This window comes from Mycolicibacterium pulveris, from assembly GCF_010725725.1.
GTDB classification, from domain to species: Bacteria; Actinomycetota; Actinomycetes; order Mycobacteriales; family Mycobacteriaceae; genus Mycobacterium; species Mycobacterium pulveris.
Genome location: NZ_AP022599.1, coordinates 1,546,119 through 1,564,923 on the forward strand (window position 1 = coordinate 1,546,119; position 18,805 = coordinate 1,564,923).

Genomic DNA, 18,805 nt, shown 5'->3' on the forward strand with positions numbered 1-18,805 from the left:
TCAGAGCCCGACCCGGGGGAACAACATGATGTAGAGCTGGCTGATCGCGACGTTGACGACCATGAGAACGAGAATCGACTCGACCACCGCGGCGTTCACCGAGTTCGCCACCCCGGTCGGCCCGCCCTTGGTCGACATCCCCTTCTGGCAGGACACCACCGCGACGATCGCCCCGAAGATGACGGCCTTGACCAGCGCCACGATCATGTCCCCGGTGGTGGTGAACGCGGCGAAGGTGGCGACGAAGCTGCCCGGGGCACCGTTTTGGAAGTACACGTTGAACAGGTAGCTGGCCAGAAAGCCGACGAAGCACACCACGCCGGTGAGCGCCACGCCGATCATGATGGCCGCGGCGAACCTGGGCACCACCAGGCGCCGGATCACGGAAACACCCATCACCTCCATCGCCTCGGTCTCCTCGCGCATCTTGCGGGAACCGAGATCCGCTGTGATCGCCGAACCGACGGCGGCGGCCATCAGGATCGCCGCGGTCAGTGAGGCGGCCTGACGGATCACCGCCAGACCGCTGGCCGCGCCTGCCAGTGACGTGGCGCCGACCTGGCCGGCGAGCAATGCGAACTGAATCGACAGGGTGACTCCGATGGGCAGGGCCACCAGCACCGTCGGCAGCACGGCGGTGCCCGCCATGAACGCGGCTTGGCGGATGAACTCCCACCACTGGAACCGGCCGGTGAAAAGATCGACGAAGAAGTACTGCACCGTGCGCACCGCGAGCACGAACTGGTCGCCGGCGGTCGCCAGCGCTGCCACGGGGTGACGTTTGACGTAGCCACCGGCCCAGTCGCCGATGACCTCGACGCTGTCACTACGCGCCATAGTTACGAACCGTCATTAACTTATTGCCTCGCGTCTGTGTCCGCCGCATCCCCAAGTCTGCGGGTAAAAGCAGCATATTCACTTGACTTCGCCGTATAGACGTGACCAACCGCGGTGGTGGTCCACCCTGGGCTCCAGTGGCCCCACCGCAGTAGTGATGAGTATGCACATTTACTAATGCCGAGTCTGCAGAATTGCGGAATACCCACCGCGGCGACGAGCCGGGCATGCTGACACGAGCGAAAGCGTGCGCTCAACCGGCATTTCCGGCGGCGCGGAATTGTCGTGGCCGTCAACGAGAGGTGTTTGCGGGTTGGCCGTTCCCGCGAGCCCGCCTTTGTGGGGCACCGGGGGGGGCATTCTGGAACACGTTCTAGTGTGATGGCCATGGTTAACTCCTCGCACGAGCGCTCGTCGGTAGACCTGTTGCGTCACCCCCTGCACTCCGGACACCTCACCGTGGGCGCGCTGAAGCGGAACAAGGACAAACCGGTGCTGTTCCTCGGGGACACCACGCTGACCGGCGGCGAGCTCGCCGACCGCATCAGCCAGTACATCCAGGCGTTCGAGGCGCTGGGCGCGGGCAGCGGAACGGCGGTGGGCCTGCTGTCGCTGAACCGCCCCGAGGTGCTGATGATCATCGGCGCCGGCCAGACCCAGGGCTACCGTCGCACCGCACTACATCCTCTCGGTTCGCTGGACGACCACGCCTACGTGCTCGACGACGCCGGCGTCTCGTCGCTGATCATCGACCCGGTGCCGATGTTCGTCGAGCGCGCGATCGGGCTGTTGGAGAAGGTGCCGTCGCTCAAACAGATCCTGACGATCGGTCCGGTGCCGCAGGCGCTGACGGGCGTCGCGGTGGACCTGACCGCCGAGGCCGAGAAGTACCCGCCGCGCCCGCTGGCCGCGGCGGATCTGCCGCCGGATCACATCGGCGGGATGGCCTACACCGGCGGCACCACGGGCAAGCCCAAGGGCGTGATCGGCACGGTGCAGTCGATCACCACAATGACGACGATCCAGCTGGCCGAGTGGGAATGGCCCGAGCACCCGAAATTCCTGATGTGCACGCCGCTTTCGCACGCCGGGGCGGCGTTTTTCGTGCCGACCATCGTCAAGGGCGGCGAAATGGTGGTGCTGTCCAAGTTCGACCCGGCCGAGGTGCTGCGGGTGATCGAGGAGCAGCGCATCACCGCCACCATGCTGGTGCCGTCGATGATCTACGCGTTGCTGGACCACCCGGATTCGCACACCCGCGACCTGTCCTCGCTCGAGACGGTGTACTACGGTGCGTCGGCGATGAACCCGGTGCGCCTGGCCGAGGCGATCCGCCGCTTCGGGCCGATCTTCGCCCAGTACTACGGCCAGTCCGAGGCCCCGATGGTGATCACGTATCTGGCCAAGGGCGACCACGACGAGAAGCGGTTGACCTCCTGCGGGCGCCCGACGCTGTTCGCGCGGGTGGCGCTGCTGGACTCCGACGGCAACCCGGTGCCCCAAGGTGAGGTCGGCGAGATCTGCGTGTCGGGCCCGCTGGTGTCCGGTGGCTACTGGAACAAGCCCGAGGCCACCGCGGAGACTTTTCGTGACGGCTGGATGCACACCGGCGATCTGGCCCGCGAGGACTCCGACGGCTTCTACTACATCGTCGACCGGACCAAGGACATGATCGTCACCGGCGGGTTCAACGTGTTTCCGCGCGAGGTGGAAGACGTTGTGGCCGAACATCCTTCGGTCGCACAGGTGTGCGTGATCGGCACGCCGGACGAGAAGTGGGGCGAGGCGGTGACGGCGGTGGTGGTGCTGCGGCCCGAGGCCGAGCGGTCCGAGGAGGCGATCGCGCGGATGACCGCCGAGATCCAGGCCGCGGTCAAGGAGCGCAAGGGTTCGGTGCAGTCGCCCAAGCAGGTGATCGTGGTCGACTCGGTGCCGGTGACTGCGCTGGGCAAGCCCGACAAGAAGGCGGTGCGCGCACAATTCTGGAAGGACGCCGACCGCGCCGTCGGCTGAGCCCTTTTGGCGCGAGCGTGCGTGTCTGAGGCCGACACGCCGACAAAATCCGCGAGTTTGCGCACGCTCACGGGAGAGGGTGACCCTCGATGACAGACGACGGGTGGGTGCGCGGTGACTATCTCGGCCTCGACATGCCCGCGCACGCCGACGCCCTGCGCCGCGGCGGCGCATCATTTCTCACCGAGGCGTTTCGGCGGTCGGGGGCACTGACAGCGGGCAACACAGTCCTTGCGATCACCGACCTGCGTGAGTTCCGCGGCGGCAGCACCGGTCGCAAGGCGATGCTGTCGGTCGACTACGACGGCACGGTACGCTTGCCGACCGATCTGTTCGTCAAGTTCTCCCGCGACTTCGGCGACCCCGCACGCGACCGCGGCCGCACCCAGATGGAGTTCGAGGTGCGCTTCGCGTTGCTGTCACGCATGCCGGATTTTCCGATCACCGTGCCTCGCTGCCTGTTCGCCGACTACCACGCGCCGTCGGGCACCGGGCTGCTGATCACTGAGCGAATCCCCTACGGCACCAACGGTATCGAACCCCACTATGACAAGTGCATGGACTACACCATGCCGGATCCGCTGGCCCACTACGAGGCCCTGCTGGGTGCGCTCGGCCAGCTCGCGGGGGCCGGCAAGGCGGGCCGACTGCCGCAAGAACTCGTCGAGCAGTTCCCCGTCGACATGGAGCGGCTGTCGGTCGGGGAACGCGCGCCGTACACTGCCGATCAACTCCAGCGCCGGGTCGACCGGCTCGCCGAGTTCGCCGTCGCGCACCCGTCCCTGCTACCGGACAACGTCCGCGAGCCGGAATTCCTTGCGCGGCTGCGTAATGAGGTGGCCCGCTTCCCGGACCGGGAGAAGGACATCTGGCGACACCTTGCCGACGATCCCGATTACGTCGCGCTGTGTCACTGGAACGCCAGCGTCGACAACGCCTGGTTCTGGCGACGTCCGGACGGGCACCTCGAATGCGGGCTGCTGGACTGGGGTTGCGTCGGCCAGATGAACCTGGCGATGGTGCTCTGGGGTGCGATGTGCAGCGCGGAGACCCAGATGTGGGATCAGCACTTCGATGCGCTGCTCGAGCACTTTCTCGCCGAGTTCCGTTCGGCGGGAGGGCCGGCGCTCGAGGCGGCCACGGTCACACGGCACCTGCTGCTGTACGTCGCGGTGATGGGGCTGGCGTGGTTGCTCGATGTGCCGTCGTACCTGCTGAAGCTGCTCCCCGAACCGGTTTCCGATCGGTTCGACGCGCGGATCGCCGGCGACGAGCAGGCCCGCAGCCGCTTGTTGATGACGACCAACTTCCTCAACCTGTGGGCGACGACCGACGTCGCCGGTGCGCTGGATGCGATTTGACGCCGGGCCGCGCACCCGCGAGCGTGCGTAAACTCGCGGTTCTTGTCGGCGTGTCGCCCTCAGACACGCACGCTCGCGCTTAAAGGAGCACCTAGAAGGTGCTACACGATGAGGTCGGCTTTGTGTCGGCCCGCCTCGATCCGGTCGGCGTTGGGTTCGTCGACCGCGTGGACCCAGGACCGCGCCTGTTCCGCTGTCTTACCGAACTGCACGTGCCGCTTGATAAGTCGGCGGCGACGCTCGGCGGGGTCGACATCGAGGAACCACACCTCATCGAGCATCGCGCGCACGGCAGGCCACGGCTCGTCGTCGTCGAGGAGGTAGTTGCCCTCGGTGACGACCAACCGCGCATCGGGTGCGACGGGGATGCTGCCCGCGATCGGCTGCTCGAGGTCACGGTGAAACGCCGGCGCGTACACGGTGTGCGGCGGCTCTGCCCGAATCCGTTGCAGCAGGCTCAGATAGCCGTATCCGTCGAAGGTGTCGATCGCGCCCTTGCGATCGAGCCGGCCCAGCCGCGTCAACTCGGCGTCGGCGAGATGAAAACCGTCCGCGGGCACATACACGGCACCGTCGAACGCCGCCTCGACGTCCTCGGCGAGCGTCGACTTGCCCGCACCCGGCGCGCCGGTGATCCCGAGCAGACACCGGTGTTGCCGATCAAGACGACCCGCCACGCGCGCCGCGAGGTCGGGCGGCAACGGCGCCATCAGTCCAGCAGCGCGTCGATCTCCGCGGCCAGACGCGCGATACGCTCCCGTTCGCTGGGGATCCCCCGGTTCTCCTCCGCGGCGCGCTGCCAGCCCAGCCGCCACATCCGCGCCACCACGCGGTCACCGATGCCCGCATACGGGTTGACCAGCGTGTGTGGGAACGCTTTGCGTCCCTCCCGGTAAGCAGTAACCAGTCGATGCGCCATCGGTGACCACCTTCCCACCGCGAGCAGGCGCACAAGCGCACCTGCACCGGCGTGTCGATACGTTTCTGCGTCTGCTCGCCGAAGAATACGAGAACGCTTGACCCGCAAGGCCGCCCGTCCCGGATCTACCATGGTGAAATGACCGAGATCCGGGCCGTTTTGTTCGACCTCTCCGGCACCCTGTTCCGGCTCGAGGAGGACGAGAGCTGGTTTTCCGGCATGGAGGTCGACGAACGCGAGGTCGACGGCCACGTTCAGGCCGAGCTGATGCGCCGGCTCACCGCGCCGACCGGTCAGCACGTGGACATGCCCGGCGACACCTACCACGCCTGGGTCAACCGCGACCTCGCTCCGCACCTGCACCGCGAGGCCTACCTGCACGTCCTTCGGGCTATCCGGGCTGGCGGGTCATCACGCCGAAGACCTGTACGCCCGCGTCATCGACCCGCAGTGCTGGACGCCCTACCCCGACACCGCCGACGTGCTCGAAAACCTGCACCGACAGGACATCAAGACCGCGGTGGTGTCCATCATCGCCTTCGACGTGCGGCCCGCGTTCGCCTCGATCGGCGCGGCCGAATTCGTCGACGAGTTCGTGCTGTCCTATGAGGTCGGCGCCGTCAAACCCGACCCCGCCATCTTCGAGACCGCGCTGCAGCGGCTCGGGGTCGGCGACAGTGACGAGGCCGACGGCGGCGCCCGCGCCGTCGGCTGCGGCTTCATCCTCGTCGACCCGCTGCCCACCACCGAACGCACCGCCGGCCTGCGAACCGCGCTGGCAGACTACGGTCTTCAAGTGTGACCGGCGATCACGTCGCACCACCGCGCGGGCTCAAGACCATGAACAGGCTCGTCATGGTGTTGCTGCGGCTCGGGATCCCGATCTCGCGGCGCGAGGAACCGGTGGTGCTGACGGTGCGAGGCCGCAGGTCGGGCAAGCCACGTTCGACCCCGATCACGCCGATGGCCGTCGACGGTGTCCGCTACGTCGTCAACGGCTACCCGGGCGCGGACTGGGTCGCCAACGTGCGCGCGGCCGCCGGGGACGCCACCCTGACCAGGGGCCGACGCCGCGAGCACGTCCGGATGGTCGAGCTGAGCGCCGGCGAAGCCCGACCGGTGTTGCGGGAGTTCCGGACCCAGGTGGCCGTGGGCGTCGACCTGATGAAGCGTGCGGGCATCCTGCAAACCGGATCCACCGAGGAACTCGAGGGCATGGCCGGGCGCCTGCCGGTGTTCCGCATCGAGCCGGTCACGTAGCGTCGTGACCATGTCCGACAGCGCCCGCATCCGGCCGCCGTGGTGGCTGAAGTACGTGAACAAGGTGATGATCGGCCTGCAGAAGCTGGGCATCCTCGGCGAGAACGGACCCGTCGTGCTGGAGGTGCGCGGCCGCAAGAGCGGCAAGTTGCGGCGCACGCCGATCACCCCGATGACGGTCGACGGTCAGCGGTACGTGCTCGGCGGGCTGCCGGGCTCGGACTGGACGGCCAACCTGCGCGCCGCCGGCGAGGCCACCCTGCACATCGGCCGCCGCAGCGAACGGATCCGGGTCGTCGAACTGCCGCCCGACGAAGCGCGTCCCCTGCTGCGCGAGTTTCCGATCAAGGTGCCCACCGGCGTCGGCTTCATGAAGAACGCCGGGCTGGTCACCGGACCCAACCCCGACGAATACGAGGCGCTGGCCGGGCGGTGCCCGATGTTCCGCTTGGAGATTGTAAACGCATGAGCGACAACCCCTTTGACCCGTCACTGTGGCAGCCCGTCGCCGGGTTCGAGCTGACCGACCTCACCTATCACCGTCACATGCTCGACGGGAAACCGCAGCCGACGGTGCGGGTGGCGTTCGACCGGCCCGAGGTGCGCAACGCGTTCCGGCCGCACACCGTCGACGAGTTGTACCGGGTGCTCGACCACGCCCGGATGTCGTCGGACGTCGGGGTGGTGCTGCTGACCGGTAACGGCCCGTCGCCCAAGGACGGCGGCTGGGCGTTCTGCTCGGGCGGCGACCAACGCATCCGCGGCCGCAGCGGCTACCAGTACGCGTCGGGTGAGACGGCCGACACGGTGGATCCGGCGCGGGCGGGCCGGCTGCACATCCTCGAGGTGCAGCGGCTGATCCGGTTCATGCCCAAACCGGTGATCTGCCTGGTCAACGGCTGGGCGGCCGGGGGCGGGCACAGCCTGCACGCGGTGTGCGACCTGACGCTCGCCAGCCGCGAGCATGCCCGGTTCAAGCAGACCGACGCCGACGTCGGCAGCTTCGACGGCGGGTATGGCAGCGCCTACCTGGCCAAACAGGTGGGCCAGAAGTTCGCCCGCGAGATCTTCTTCCTGGGCCGCCCGTACACCGCCGAGCAGATGCACGCCATGGGCGCGGTCAACGCGGTCATCGACCACCAGGACCTGGAGACCGTGGCGCTGGAATGGGCCGAGCAGATCAACGGCAAGTCGCCGCAGGCCATCCGCATGCTCAAGTACGCGTTCAACCTCACCGACGACGGTCTGGTGGGCCAGCAGCTGTTCGCCGGGGAGGCCACCCGGCTGGCGTACATGACCGATGAGGCGGTCGAGGGCCGCGACGCGTTCCTGGAGAAGCGCGACCCCGACTGGAGCCCGTTTCCGCGCTACTTCTGAGCCTGTGATTTCGGCGCGCAAACAGCCCGTGAGCGTCCATTAGCGCGCCGAAATCGCAACGACCTAGACTGCGGATTCGTGAGTAAGAGCCCGCTGCGGCGGTTTAGCGAGCAGGTCGTGCTGGCGACCATGCGCCCGCCGGTGGCGCCGCAGCTGGTCATGCTCCGGCCGGACCTGGCCGACGTCGAGCTGAGCGGCAAACGCGTGCTGATCACCGGGGCGTCGTCGGGCATCGGCGAGGCCGCCGCGGAGAAGTTCGCCCGGCGCGGCGCGACGGTGGTGGTGGCCGCGCGGCGCCAGGAGCTGCTCGACGCCGTGGTGGCGAGGATCACCAAGGCCGGCGGGACCGCGACGGCACACGCCTGCGACCTGGCCGACATGGACGCGGTCGACGCGCTGGTGGCCAAGGTCGAGCACGACCTCGGCGGCGTGGACATCCTGATCAACAACGCCGGCCGGTCGATCCGCCGGCCACTATCCCAATCGCTGGAGCGCTGGCACGACGTCGAACGCACGATGACGCTGAACTACTACTCGCCACTGCGGCTGATCCGCGGGTTCGGCCCCGGGATGCGCGAGCGCGGCGACGGCCACATCATCAACGTGTCGACGTGGGGGGTGCTCAGCGAGGCCGCGCCGCTGTTCTCGGTGTACAACGCGTCCAAGGCGGCGCTGTCGACGGTGAGCAGGGTCATCGAGACCGAGTGGTCTCATTGCGGCGTGCACTCCACGACGCTGTACTACCCGCTGGTCGCCACCCCGATGATCGAGCCGACCAAGGAGTACGACGGCGCGCCCGCGCTCACCGCGCCCGAGGCGGCCGACTGGATGATCCTCGCCGCGCGCAAGCGGCCGGTACGGATCGCGCCGCGGATCGCGATGACGGCCAGGGCGTTGGACACCGTCGCCCCCAACTGGCTCAACGCGCTGATGAAGCGCCAGCGAGTTCAGCCCTGACGTCGATGGACTATCCCGAGATCACCGCGATCGCCGACATCGTGCGGACCCACGGCGCCGGGCGCCCGGACGCCGTCGCGCTGATCTGCGGTGAGCGCACCATCACCTTCGCCGAGCTCGACGCGCGTTCCAGCCGGGCCGCGCAGGCGTTCCGCGCGGCCGGCGTGGGCCCCGGTGACCGGGTGGCGTTCATCGAGAAGAACGGCGCCGAGTTCTTCGAAGTCCTGTGCGGCTTGGCCAAACTCGGCGCGATCGCTGTGCCGGTGAACTGGCGGCTGGCCGCCCCGGAGATGGCGCACATCATCGCCGACGCCGGCGCCCGCGCGGTCGTGGTCGGCGAAGAGTTCTTCGGTCACCTCGAAGCGATCGTCGACGACCTGGGAAGCGTGCCCACCGTCGTGGCGATCGGCGAGCACGACCGGTGGCCGGCGTTCGACGACTGGCTGAGCCCGCACCCGCCCGAAGACCCCGGCGTCACAACGGGTTCCGACGACGCCGCGATGATGATGTACACCTCGGGGACGACGGGCGCACCCAAGGGCGTGGTGCTGAGCAACGCCAACTTCGTCGCCAAGACGGTCGGGTGTGCCGAGGCGTGGCGGTTCAGCGCCGACGCCGTCAGCCTGGCCGTGATGCCGTTGTTCCACATGGCAGGCACCGGCTGGGCGCTGGTCGGGCTGTACGTCGGTTGCCCGACGGTGGTGCTGCGCGACGTCGACCCGCACGCCATCCTGGCCGCGATCACCGGCCACCGCGTCACCAACATGTTGCTGGTACCGGCGGTCATCCAGCGCCTGCTGGCCACCCCCGGCGTCGACTCCGCGGACCTGTCGAGCCTGCGGGTCATCGTCTACGGCGCGTCCCCGGTCGCCGAAGACGTCGTGGTGAAGGCCATCGAACGGTTCCGCTGCGACCTCATCCAGGTCTACGGCATGACCGAAACCACCGGGTCGGTCACCCAGTTGAATCACCGTGCCGCCGAACCACTTCGGTCCTGCGGCAAGCCGTATCCCTGGGTGGAGCTGCGCGTCGTCGGCCCCGACGGCCGCGACGCGGCGCGCGGCGCGGTCGGCGAGGTGTGGACCCGCTCGGCGCAGAACATGCTCGGCTACTGGAACCACCCGGCGGCGACCGCCGCCACGCTCACCCCCGACGGTTGGCTGAAGACCGGCGACGTCGGCTACCTCGACGACGCCGGCTATCTCTACCTGTTCGACCGGATCAAGGACATGATCGTCTCCGGCGGCGAGAACGTGTACCCGGCCGAGGTGGAGAACGTGCTGATGGACCACCCGCAGGTCGCCGACGTCGCCGTGATCGGCGTTCCCGACGACACCTGGGGCGAGGCGGTCAAAGCCATCGTCGTACCCACCGTCGCCCCCGCCTCCGAAGCCGCGCTGGACCCCGCCGAACTGATCGGGTTCGCCCGGGGTCGGCTGGCCGGCTACAAGCTGCCCAAATCGGTCGACTTCGCCGCGGAGCTGCCCCGCAATCCCAGCGGCAAGCTGCTCAAACGCCAGCTGCGTGAGCCCTACTGGTGTGACGTTGATCGGCGAGTTCAGTGACACACCGGGGGTCGCGCCGGGTGTCGCGATTGGATAACGGCGACGACGTGCTACACACATCTGTATGGAGATCCTGGCCAGCCGGATGCTCATCCGACCGGCCGATTACCAACGCTCGCTGCGGTTCTATCGCGACGAGCTCGGCCTGGCCATCGCCAGGGACTACGGTGCGGGCACCGTCTTCTACGCGGGTCAGTCGCTCATCGAGCTGGCCGATCACGGCACCCCCAACGCTGGCGGCGCGATGTGGCTGCAGGTGCGCGACGTCTACGCCACCGAGAAGGAGCTGGCAGCACGCGGGGTGCCGATCGCGCGGGAATCCCGGCAGGAACCGTGGGGTTTATATGAGATGCATGTCCACGACCCAGACGGGGTTCTCCTCATCTTCGTGCAGGTTCCCGAAACCCATCCGCTACGGCGCGACACCAGAGGATAGCCAGATGTTCGCCATGCCACCCGGAGAATCCGCGCTGTGAGCCTCGAGCTGTTTCTGCTGATCATTGTGGTGATCACGGCTCTGGCTTTCGACTTCACCAACGGCTTTCACGACACCGGCAACGCGATGGCGACCTCGATCGCCAGCGGTGCGCTCAAGCCGAAGGTCGCCGTCACGATGTCGGCGGTGCTCAACCTGCTCGGCGCGTTCCTGTCGACCGCGGTGGCCGCGGCGATCGCCAAGGGGCTCATCGATCCGGGCCTGGTCAGCCTCGAGCTGGTATTCGCCGGGCTGGTCGGCGGCATCGTGTGGAACCTGCTCACCTGGCTGTTCGGCCTGCCGTCGAGCTCGTCGCACGCGCTGATCGGCGGCATGGTCGGCGCGATGCTGGCCGCGGTCGGCGGCCACGGCGTCATCTGGCACGGTGTGGTGTCCAAGGTGCTGGTGCCCGCGGTGCTGGCCCCGGTGATTGCGACGATCGTCGCCGGGGTGGGCACCTGGCTGGTGTACCGGATGGTGCGCGGTGTTCCGGAGAAGCGCACCGAGCGCGGGTTCCGCTACGGGCAGGTCGGCTCCGCGGCGCTGGTGTCGCTGGCGCACGGCACCAACGACGCGCAGAAGACGATGGGCGTCATCTTCCTGGCGTTGATCGCCTACGGGTCGGTGAACGAATCAGCGCCGATGCCGCCGTTCTGGGTCATCCTGTCGTGTGCGGTGGCGATCGCGCTCGGCACCTATCTCGGCGGCTGGCGCATCATCCGCACGCTGGGCAAGGGCCTGGTCGAGATCAAGCCGCCGCAGGGCATGTCGGCCGAATCCTCCTCGGCGGCAATCATTCTGTTGTCGAGCCACTTCGGCTACTCGCTGTCGACCACGCATGTGGCCACCGGGTCGATCCTCGGCAGCGGCGTGGGCCGGCGCGGCGCGGAGGTGCGCTGGGGGGTGGCCGGGCGGATGGCCTCGGCGTGGTTGATCACGGTGCCCGCCGCCGGGATCGTCGGCGCCGTCACGTACTGGATCGTCAACGCCATCGGCGGATACACCGGCGCGGCAGTCGGGTTCGGGCTGCTGGTGGCGGTGTCGTTGGCGATCTGGCGGCAGTCGCGCAAGGCGCCGATCGACCACGAGAACGTCAACAACGACTGGGAGGGCACGCTGACCGCGGGTACCGAGGGCCGGGCACCGCTGGAGTCGCCTACGCCGGTACCGTCCGCACCGTCCGCGCCGTCCGCGCCGGCCGCGCCGGCCGCGCCGGCGCCGGTCAAGATGCCCGAGCCGGTATGACCGGAGAGCAACCGTGAGCGACTGGTTCAACTACATCGCAGCGCTGAAGATCCTGGCCGTCGGCCTGCTGATCGGGGCGGGGCTGCCCGCGCTGTTCGCGATCGGGGTGCGGCTCAACGCCGAAGGCGCTGGCGCCACCGAGCACGCTGCGTCCCAACGTCATCCGCTGATCACGGCGCTGAGCTGGGTGATCTTCGCGCTGGTGGTCGTGGCGGCCGTGGTCGGCGTGCTGTTCATCGCCCGTGACTTCATCGCCCATCAGACCGGGCTGTACCTGCTCGGCGCGCAACCCACGTAGCATCGTGAGCGACCGTGACCAAGTTTCTGGCCAAGATCGTCGCCTGGATCACCGACGGCTACCCCGAAGGTGTGCCCGGTCCTGACCGGGTTCCGTTGTTGGCGTTGCTCAAGCGGCGGTTGACCGACGACGAGGTCAAGGCCGTCGCGCAGGAGCTGATGAACCGCGGCGAGTTCGACAACGCCGACATCGGTGTGCTGATCACCCAGATCACCGACGGCCTGCCGTCGGTCGACGACGTGGAGCGGGTGCGGAGCCGGTTGGCGGCCAAGGGGTGGCCGCTCGACGATCCCCGCGACCCCGAGGAGAACGCATAGCCGTCCTGCGCCCCGTCGCCGTCGCATCCGATGCGTCGGCGCTGGCGATGCTGCCCGTCGTGGCGGATGCGCTCGAGCGGCGAGCATCCATCCTGCCGGTCCCGGCCGACGATGCGCGCGAAACCTCGTTGCTGACATCGTCGTTGCGCGCCGGTGACGAGATCGACGACGACGTCGCCGTCGTGGTGTCCACGTCCGGCACCACGGGGGTTCCCAAGGGCGCGATGCTGACCGCCGCGGCGTTGACGGCCAGCGCCGACGCCACGCACGCCCGGTTGGGCGGCCCCGGCCGGTGGCTGCTCGCGCTGCCCGCTCATCATGTCGCGGGACTACAGGTACTGGTGCGCAGCGTCGTCGCGGGCACGACGCCGGTGGCGATCACGCCGAGTTTCTCCGTGGCCGAGCTGATTTCGGGTGCCGAGGCGCTGGGGTCGGGCCGCCGGTATGCCTCGCTGGTGGCGGTGCAACTGGACAAGGCATTGGGAGATGCGGCGGCGACTGATGCGCTGGCGTCGCTGGACGCGGTGTTGCTCGGTGGCGGGCCGCTGCCCGGTGAGCTGGGGCGCCGCGCCGCCGAGGCCGGCGTCCCGGTGGTGCGCACCTACGGGATGAGTGAAACCGCGGGCGGATGCGTGTACGACGGGGTGGCGCTGGACGGGGTGCGAGTCCGGATTCAAGAAAACCGCGTGGTGTTGGGCGGCGCGACGATCGCCAAGGGCTACCGCAACCCGGTCGATCCCGACCCGTTCGCCGAGCCCGGCTGGTTTCGCACCGACGACCTTGGTGTGCTTGACGATTCAGGACGGTTGACGGTGCTCGGCCGGGTCGACGAGGCGATCAGCACCGGCGGGTTGACCGTGCTGCCGCAGCTGGTGGAGGCGGCGTTGGCGACGCACCCGGCGGTGGCCGAGTGCGCGGTGTTCGGGGTGCCCGACGACCGGCTGGGCCAGCGGGTCACAGCGGCCGTCGTCGTCGCGCCGGGGGCGGCCGCGCCCACGGTGGCGGCGTTGCGCGAGCACGTCGCGCAGACGCTGAACGTCACCGCCGCACCCCGGCAGATCCACGTCGTCGACAAACTGCCGCGGCGCGGGATCGGCAAGGTGGACCGCCGGGCGTTGGTGGCCCAATTCACCGGCCACGGCATGATGTGACAATGCGTCGCGAAGTCGGGAGCATCGAGGAACTGCGGGCCATCGTCGGCGAGCCCGATGTCTATGTCGCCAACAAGGTGAAGGACCGGCTCTCGCCCGTACAGCGCGACTGGGTGGCGCACTCCCCGCTGTGTTTCGTGGCGACGACGGACGCGCGCGGCCGCGTCGACGTGTCGCCGAAGGGCGATCCGCCCGGGTTCGTCCACGTCCTCGACGACACCACGATCGCGATCCCCGAGCGGTCCGGCAACAAGCGCGTCGACGGGTACCGCAACGTGCTGCAGAACCCGCATGTCGGCACGCTGTTTCTGATCCCCGGCCGCGGGGACACGCTGCGCATCAACGGCACGGCCCGAATCCTGTCCGACGCCGAGTATTTCGATGCTCTCACGATCAAGGGCCGTCGGCCGCTGCTCGCGCTCGAGCTGTCGATCGAAGAGGTGTTCTTCCACTGCGCCAAGGCATTTCTGCGCTCGGACACCTGGGATCCGTCGACGTGGAATCCCTCGGCGCTACCCAGTGTCGCCCAGCTGCTCAAGGCCCTGCGCAGCGACTGGAGCGACGCCGAGCTCGAGGACTACTACAGCGAGGCCAAGACCCGCGAGCGCCTCTACTGATTTGGGTGCAGTTTGTCACGGTGAGCGTGACGAACTACGCCGAAATCGCCACTAAGGTGACCGCATGCGGACGAGTCGCAGGGAGGCGGTGGCGGTCGCCGTCGGGGTGCTGCTGGTCGCGGCGGCGTTCGTGGTGCCGCACCTGGACCTCGGCATCGTCACGCCGCTGATCAACGCGACACCCGGGCGCTTGCAGGCCTTCGCCGACACCGCACCGATTTTCGGGTGGTGGAACGCGCACGTCGGCTGGGGCACGGTGCCCGCGATCGTGCTCGGCGCGGCGGCGGTGCTGTGGGGCCCGGCGCTCGCCCAGCGGTTGCCGTGGCGGGCGCTGCCCTGGGCTGCGTGGGCGACCGCGTGCGCCTGGGCGTTCTCGCTGGCCATGATCGACGGCTGGCAGCGCGGTTTCGCCGGCCGGCTCACGGCCCGTCACGAATACCTGCGCCAGGTGCCCACCGTCACCGACATCCCCGAGGCAGTACGCACCTTTGCCGACAGAATTCTGGACTACCAACCGGATTCATGGATCACGCACGTGTCGGGGCATCCGCCGGGTGCGCTGCTGACGTTCGTGTGGCTGGATCGCATCGGCTTGGGCGGCGGCGCCTGGGCGGCGCTGCTGTGCCTGCTCGTGGGGTCCAGCGCCGCGGCGGCGATCCTGATCGCGGTGCGCGCGATGACCGACGAGCGCACCGCGCGGCTGGCGGCGCCGTTCGTAGCGGTGGCGCCCACCGCAATCTGGGTCGCGGTGTCGGCCGACGGCTACTTCGCCGGGGTGGCGGCGTGGGGTATCGCGTTGTCGGCGTTGGCGGTTCGGGGGCTCGGGCCCTGGCCTGGGCTGGCCGCCGCGGGCGCCGGATTGTTGTTGGGCTGGGGGATGTTTCTCAACTATGGCTTGGTGTTGATGGCGCTGCCCGCGCTGGCGGTGCTGGTGTGTGCACCGTCGTGGCGGGCGGCGTTGCGGGTGCTGGTCCCGGCGGTGGTGGCCGCCGGTGTGGTGGCCGCGGTGTTCGCCGCTGCGGGGTTCTGGTGGTTCGAGGGCTATCTGCTGGTGCAGGACCGCTATTGGCAGGGCATCGCCAACGACCGGCCGTTCCAGTACTGGTCGTGGGCGAACTTGGCGTCGGTGGTCTGCGCGATCGGGCTGGGCAGCGTCGCGGGCATCGGCCGAATCTTCGACATCGCGGCGATCAGGCGCCGCAGCGGCCTGCACATGGTGGTGATCGGTGCGCTGGTGGCGATCGCGTTCGCCGACCTGTCGATGCTCAGCAAGGCCGAGACGGAGCGGATCTGGCTGCCGTTCACGGTGTGGTTGCCCGCGGCGGCGGCGTTGTTACCGCCACGGTCGCACCGCTGGTGGTTGGCGCTCAACGTCATCGGCGCGCTAGTGCTCAACCACCTGATTCTGACGAACTGGTGACAGACCTGCCGCAGGCCAGCTGCCGTCGGGCCGGGTCGCCTCGACGAACCGGCTGCCTGCGGGGCAGGCCCGGCGCACGGTGTCGAGGTCGTCGACCGTGTCGAAATCGGCGAGCTCGGCGACCAGCCGCACGTCGATTCCCTTGGCGTACAACGCCGCCAGGGTCAGCGCCCCGGTGTCCCAACGCGACATCGGAACGCCGCGAAGGCATTCGGCCATGTCAGCGTCGGACACACCGAGGATCCACCACCCGCCGTCCTCCGCGAGGCCGACGACGGCCCGCGCGCCGAGCAGTTCCCGCGCGCATTCGTCGAGCATGTCGGCCGACACCTGCGGGGTATCCATCCCGATCTGCAGCACCGCGCGTTGGCCGGTCGCGGCCGCGGCGTCGTGATGCGCGTTGGCGAGACGGTCGGCGAAGTCTGCTCCTCGCTGCGGCACGACGGTGAATGCCGTCAGGCGATCGCGGATCTCGTCGGCGCGGCAGCCCGCGGCGAGGTCACCGGCCAACGCGACCACACGATGTCGCAGCGGGGCGGCGATCATCGCGTCGAGGGTGTCCAGCAGCGCGGCCGCGGCGATGTCGGCGGCGGCCCGCGCGCCGATCGAGGCGGCCAGCCGCGTCTTGGCCAGCCCGGGCACCGGCGCCTTGGCCACGATCAATCCGGCCACGGGCAGCACCACCGTCACGAGATCACCCGCCAGAAGTCCAGGGCCGCCACCACGCTGCCGCGCAGCGAACCGCTGACCTTCGACTTCCCGCCGGTCCGCGGTCCGTAGCGCACGTCGCGCTCCACCACATGCCAGCCCGCGGCGGCCGCCCGGACCAGCAGTTCCAGCGGGTACCCCGACCGGCGGTCCGCCACACCCAGGCTCAACAGGTCGTCGCGCCGCGCCACCCGCATCGGCGCGATGTCGTGCACCGGCAGACCGTGCCGTCGGCGCAGCCGCCAGCACACCGCCGCGGTGCCCAGCCGCGCGTGCCAGGGCCAGCGCAGCCCGGGGATCGGGCGTCGCCGACCGATCGCCATGTCGGCTCGCTCGAGCTCCTCGACGAGTCGGGGCAGGTCACCAGGATCGAGGGAGCCGTCGCCGTCGAGCACGGCGACGATCGGCGTCGTCGCCGCCACCACCCCGGCGTGCACGGCCGCCCCGTATCCCGGCTGGGGTTCGACGACGACGTCGGCGCCGTGCCGCCGGGCCACCTGCGCGGTGTCATCGGTGCTGTTGTTGTCGACGACCAGCGCCCGGTAGCCGGCGGGCATCGCCGCGAGCACACCCGGCAGCGATGCGGCCTCGTTGAGGCAGGGCAGCACCACAGTCACCGACACTTTTTCCAGGCTATCGGGAATCGGGCTCGCGGCCGCCCGGTTGTGGTTGGAAGATCACTCGACTACCAGGAGGGCGCATGACAACCCGACCCGCGGACAAAGCGCTGCGCAAGTTCAAGTGGGAGCGGCAGCTCGGAAGGACGGTGATGAATCCGGCCGTCGCGCTACTGGACCGGCTCGGACTGCGGGCGCCGCTGATGGTCGACCTGGAGACCGTCGGGCGCAAGAGCGGTGAACCGCGACGGGTGCCGCTGGTCGGGCGCGCCGACGACGGGGGCGTGTGGGTGATCTCCCAGCACGGCCGCCGCGCCGGATGGGCGCACAACATCGCGGCCAACCCGAACGTGCGGGTGCGGGTCGGCGACGAATGGCGCAGCGGCATCGCGACTTTCGAGCCCGACGACGACGTGCGCGCCCGCGCCCGCAGCTTCGGCGGCCGCGGCCGGGTCGGCCAGGCGGCGACGATTGCGACCATGCGCGCGATGGAGAGCGACCCGATCTCGGTGCGGATCACCTACACCGAAACCGCCGACTAATCCGGCAGGGAGTTGCTCAGCCGTTCGGTGGCGGCCAGGTAGTCCTCGATGAACTCGCGCACCACCTCGCGGGCGGGCTTGACCTTGTTCATCAGCCCGACGCCCTGGCCGACGAAGTAGGTCGCCAACGCCTGCGCGCCGGGATGGCCCTGCGCGGCGAGCACGTCGATGCGCCGCACCACAGGTTCGGCCAGCATCGACTGCAGCGGCAGCGGCAACGGCTGACGGCCGCCGTTGTTGGGCAGCCAGGCCTGCGTCCAGTCCGAAACCAGTTGGCGCGCGGGCTTTCCCGTCCGGCCCGCCGACCGTATGGTGTCGCGCGATGACGCCGCGAGGAACTTCTGCACGGTGTACGGAGCGGTCTCGGCCTCCTCGGTGGTCAGCCACACCGAGCCCGTCCAGGCACCGTCGGCGCCCATCGCGACGCAGCCCGCCATCTGCCTGCCGGTGACGATGCCGCCAGCGGCCAGCACCGGCACCTTCGCGCCGGCGGCCTCAATTGCTTCGATCACCTCGGGCACCAGCACCAGCGTCGTCACCTCGCCGCAGTGCCCGCCGGCCTCGGTGCCCTGCGCGACGATCAGGTCCACGCCGGCCCGCACCTGCTTGACCGCGTGCTCCTTGGCGCCGACCAGCGCCGCGACCGGAATGCCGTTGCTCTTGCCCGCCTCGATCATGTAGTCCGGCGGCACGCCCAGCGCGTTGGCGATCAGCTTGATCGGATGGCTCATCGCCACCTGCAGCAGGTCCTCGCCGGTGTTGCCGGACAGCATCGGCGGGCCGGTGCGTGGCGACTCGTCGGGCTCGATGCCGTGCTCGGCGAGCAGCTCGTCGATGTAGCTGCGGTACTCCTCGGGGATGCGGCTGGCCAGCGCGCTGCTGGACAGCTTCTCGCCCTTGCCCTCGAACTTGGCGGGCACGATCAGGTCGAGGCCGTACGGCTTGCCGTTGACGTGCGCATCGATCCAGGACAGTTCCTGATCGAGCAGTTCGGGGGTGTACGCGGTCGCGCCGAGCACGCCGAAACCTCCGGCGTTGGTCACGGCGGCCACCACGTCGCGGCAGTGACTGAAGGCGAACAGCGGAAAGTCGATTCCGAACTGCTCGCAGATGGCGGGTTTCACAC

At 69.1% G+C, this 18,805-nt stretch carries 21 protein-coding genes and 1 pseudogene; 16 read left to right on the forward strand and 6 right to left on the reverse strand.

Annotation, left to right across the window (positions count from 1 at the left end; translation table 11 throughout):
* Entirely contained in the window at positions 1–837 is an 837-nt protein-coding gene (locus G6N28_RS07590; protein WP_163898910.1) for an MlaE family ABC transporter permease, read from the reverse strand.
* Between the two features lie 387 nt (positions 838–1,224).
* Here G6N28_RS07590 and fadD8 point away from each other — a divergent pair, with 387 nt between their 5' ends.
* Positions 1,225–2,850, forward strand: a complete 1,626-nt coding sequence (fadD8, locus tag G6N28_RS07595) for a fatty-acid--CoA ligase FadD8 (protein ID WP_163898914.1) — start codon at positions 1,225–1,227, stop codon at positions 2,848–2,850.
* 89 nt (positions 2,851–2,939) lie between these two features.
* Positions 2,940–4,211 carry a hypothetical protein gene (locus G6N28_RS07600; protein ID WP_163898918.1) on the forward strand — a complete coding sequence of 424 codons (1,272 nt, stop codon included), beginning with the start codon at positions 2,940–2,942 and terminating at the stop codon, positions 4,209–4,211.
* 101 nt (positions 4,212–4,312) lie between these two features.
* Here G6N28_RS07600 and G6N28_RS07605 read toward each other — a convergent pair whose 3' ends face one another.
* The gene (locus tag G6N28_RS07605; RefSeq protein WP_163898920.1) at positions 4,313–4,921 is read right to left on the reverse strand and encodes a nucleoside/nucleotide kinase family protein; all 609 of its coding nucleotides are present in this window, start codon (positions 4,919–4,921) and stop codon (positions 4,313–4,315) included.
* Positions 4,921–5,130, reverse strand: coding sequence for a ribosome modulation factor (locus G6N28_RS07610; RefSeq protein ID WP_163898923.1), 210 nt, complete (start codon positions 5,128–5,130; stop codon positions 4,921–4,923). The genes G6N28_RS07605 and G6N28_RS07610 overlap by 1 nt, the downstream gene beginning before the upstream one ends.
* A gap of 138 nt (positions 5,131–5,268) precedes the next feature.
* On the opposite strand from G6N28_RS07610, the pseudogene G6N28_RS07615 reads away from it, so the two are divergent.
* From G6N28_RS07615 to G6N28_RS07675, 13 genes and pseudogenes are all read left to right on the forward strand, one after another.
* Positions 5,269–5,932 (forward strand): annotated as a pseudogene (locus G6N28_RS07615) (HAD family hydrolase).
* 38 nt (positions 5,933–5,970) lie between these two features.
* Entirely contained in the window at positions 5,971–6,390 is a 420-nt protein-coding gene (locus tag G6N28_RS07620) for a nitroreductase/quinone reductase family protein (protein ID WP_163905951.1), read from the forward strand.
* A gap of 10 nt (positions 6,391–6,400) precedes the next feature.
* Complete coding sequence (locus G6N28_RS07625) at positions 6,401–6,859, forward strand: nitroreductase family deazaflavin-dependent oxidoreductase (protein ID WP_163898926.1); 459 nt, start codon at positions 6,401–6,403, stop codon at positions 6,857–6,859.
* Entirely contained in the window at positions 6,856–7,767 is a 912-nt protein-coding gene (locus tag G6N28_RS07630) for a 1,4-dihydroxy-2-naphthoyl-CoA synthase (protein ID WP_163898929.1), read from the forward strand. The genes G6N28_RS07625 and G6N28_RS07630 overlap by 4 nt, the downstream gene beginning before the upstream one ends.
* A gap of 78 nt (positions 7,768–7,845) precedes the next feature.
* Positions 7,846–8,724 carry an SDR family oxidoreductase gene (locus tag G6N28_RS07635; protein WP_163898933.1) on the forward strand — a complete coding sequence of 293 codons (879 nt, stop codon included), beginning with the start codon at positions 7,846–7,848 and terminating at the stop codon, positions 8,722–8,724.
* Positions 8,725–8,729: 5 nt separating this feature from the next.
* Positions 8,730–10,289, forward strand: coding sequence for a long-chain-fatty-acid--CoA ligase (locus G6N28_RS07640; RefSeq protein ID WP_163898937.1), 1,560 nt, complete (start codon positions 8,730–8,732; stop codon positions 10,287–10,289).
* Positions 10,290–10,353: 64 nt separating this feature from the next.
* A complete protein-coding gene (locus G6N28_RS07645; protein ID WP_163898940.1) occupies positions 10,354–10,725 on the forward strand; it encodes a VOC family protein in 372 nt (123 codons plus the stop codon).
* A 36-nt stretch (positions 10,726–10,761) separates the two neighbouring features.
* On the forward strand, positions 10,762–12,009 hold the full coding sequence (locus G6N28_RS07650; protein ID WP_163898943.1) for an inorganic phosphate transporter: 1,248 nt from the start codon (positions 10,762–10,764) through the stop codon (positions 12,007–12,009).
* A gap of 13 nt (positions 12,010–12,022) precedes the next feature.
* Entirely contained in the window at positions 12,023–12,307 is a 285-nt protein-coding gene (locus G6N28_RS07655; protein ID WP_163898946.1) for a hypothetical protein, read from the forward strand.
* Between the two features lie 14 nt (positions 12,308–12,321).
* Entirely contained in the window at positions 12,322–12,624 is a 303-nt protein-coding gene (locus G6N28_RS07660) for a DUF3349 domain-containing protein (RefSeq protein ID WP_163898949.1), read from the forward strand.
* 47 nt (positions 12,625–12,671) lie between these two features.
* Positions 12,672–13,775, forward strand: coding sequence for an o-succinylbenzoate--CoA ligase (gene menE / locus G6N28_RS07665; protein ID WP_220097458.1), 1,104 nt, complete (start codon positions 12,672–12,674; stop codon positions 13,773–13,775).
* A 2-nt stretch (positions 13,776–13,777) separates the two neighbouring features.
* Positions 13,778–14,392: a pyridoxamine 5'-phosphate oxidase family protein gene (locus G6N28_RS07670; RefSeq protein WP_163898952.1), complete on the forward strand. Its 615-nt coding sequence runs from the start codon at positions 13,778–13,780 to the stop codon at positions 14,390–14,392.
* A 64-nt stretch (positions 14,393–14,456) separates the two neighbouring features.
* Complete coding sequence (locus G6N28_RS07675; RefSeq protein ID WP_163898955.1) at positions 14,457–15,812, forward strand: hypothetical protein; 1,356 nt, start codon at positions 14,457–14,459, stop codon at positions 15,810–15,812.
* Here the strand turns inward: G6N28_RS07675 and G6N28_RS07680 are convergent.
* Both G6N28_RS07680 and G6N28_RS07685 read right to left on the reverse strand, forming a co-directional pair.
* Positions 15,777–16,493 (reverse strand): TIGR04282 family arsenosugar biosynthesis glycosyltransferase, encoded by a 717-nt coding sequence (locus tag G6N28_RS07680; RefSeq protein ID WP_163905955.1) that lies wholly within the window; start codon positions 16,491–16,493, stop codon positions 15,777–15,779. The two genes, G6N28_RS07675 and G6N28_RS07680, sit on opposite strands and share 36 nt — an antisense overlap.
* A gap of 5 nt (positions 16,494–16,498) precedes the next feature.
* A complete protein-coding gene (locus tag G6N28_RS07685) occupies positions 16,499–17,152 on the reverse strand; it encodes a glycosyltransferase family 2 protein (protein WP_163905957.1) in 654 nt (217 codons plus the stop codon).
* Between the two features lie 68 nt (positions 17,153–17,220).
* On the opposite strand from G6N28_RS07685, the gene G6N28_RS07690 reads away from it, so the two are divergent.
* Positions 17,221–17,679, forward strand: a complete 459-nt coding sequence (locus G6N28_RS07690) for a nitroreductase family deazaflavin-dependent oxidoreductase (protein WP_163898959.1) — start codon at positions 17,221–17,223, stop codon at positions 17,677–17,679.
* On the opposite strand, the gene G6N28_RS07695 is transcribed toward G6N28_RS07690, so the two are convergent.
* Positions 17,676–18,803, reverse strand: coding sequence for an NAD(P)H-dependent flavin oxidoreductase (locus G6N28_RS07695; RefSeq protein ID WP_163898961.1), 1,128 nt, complete (start codon positions 18,801–18,803; stop codon positions 17,676–17,678). The two genes, G6N28_RS07690 and G6N28_RS07695, sit on opposite strands and share 4 nt — an antisense overlap.
* Positions 18,804–18,805: the final 2 nt, after the last annotated feature.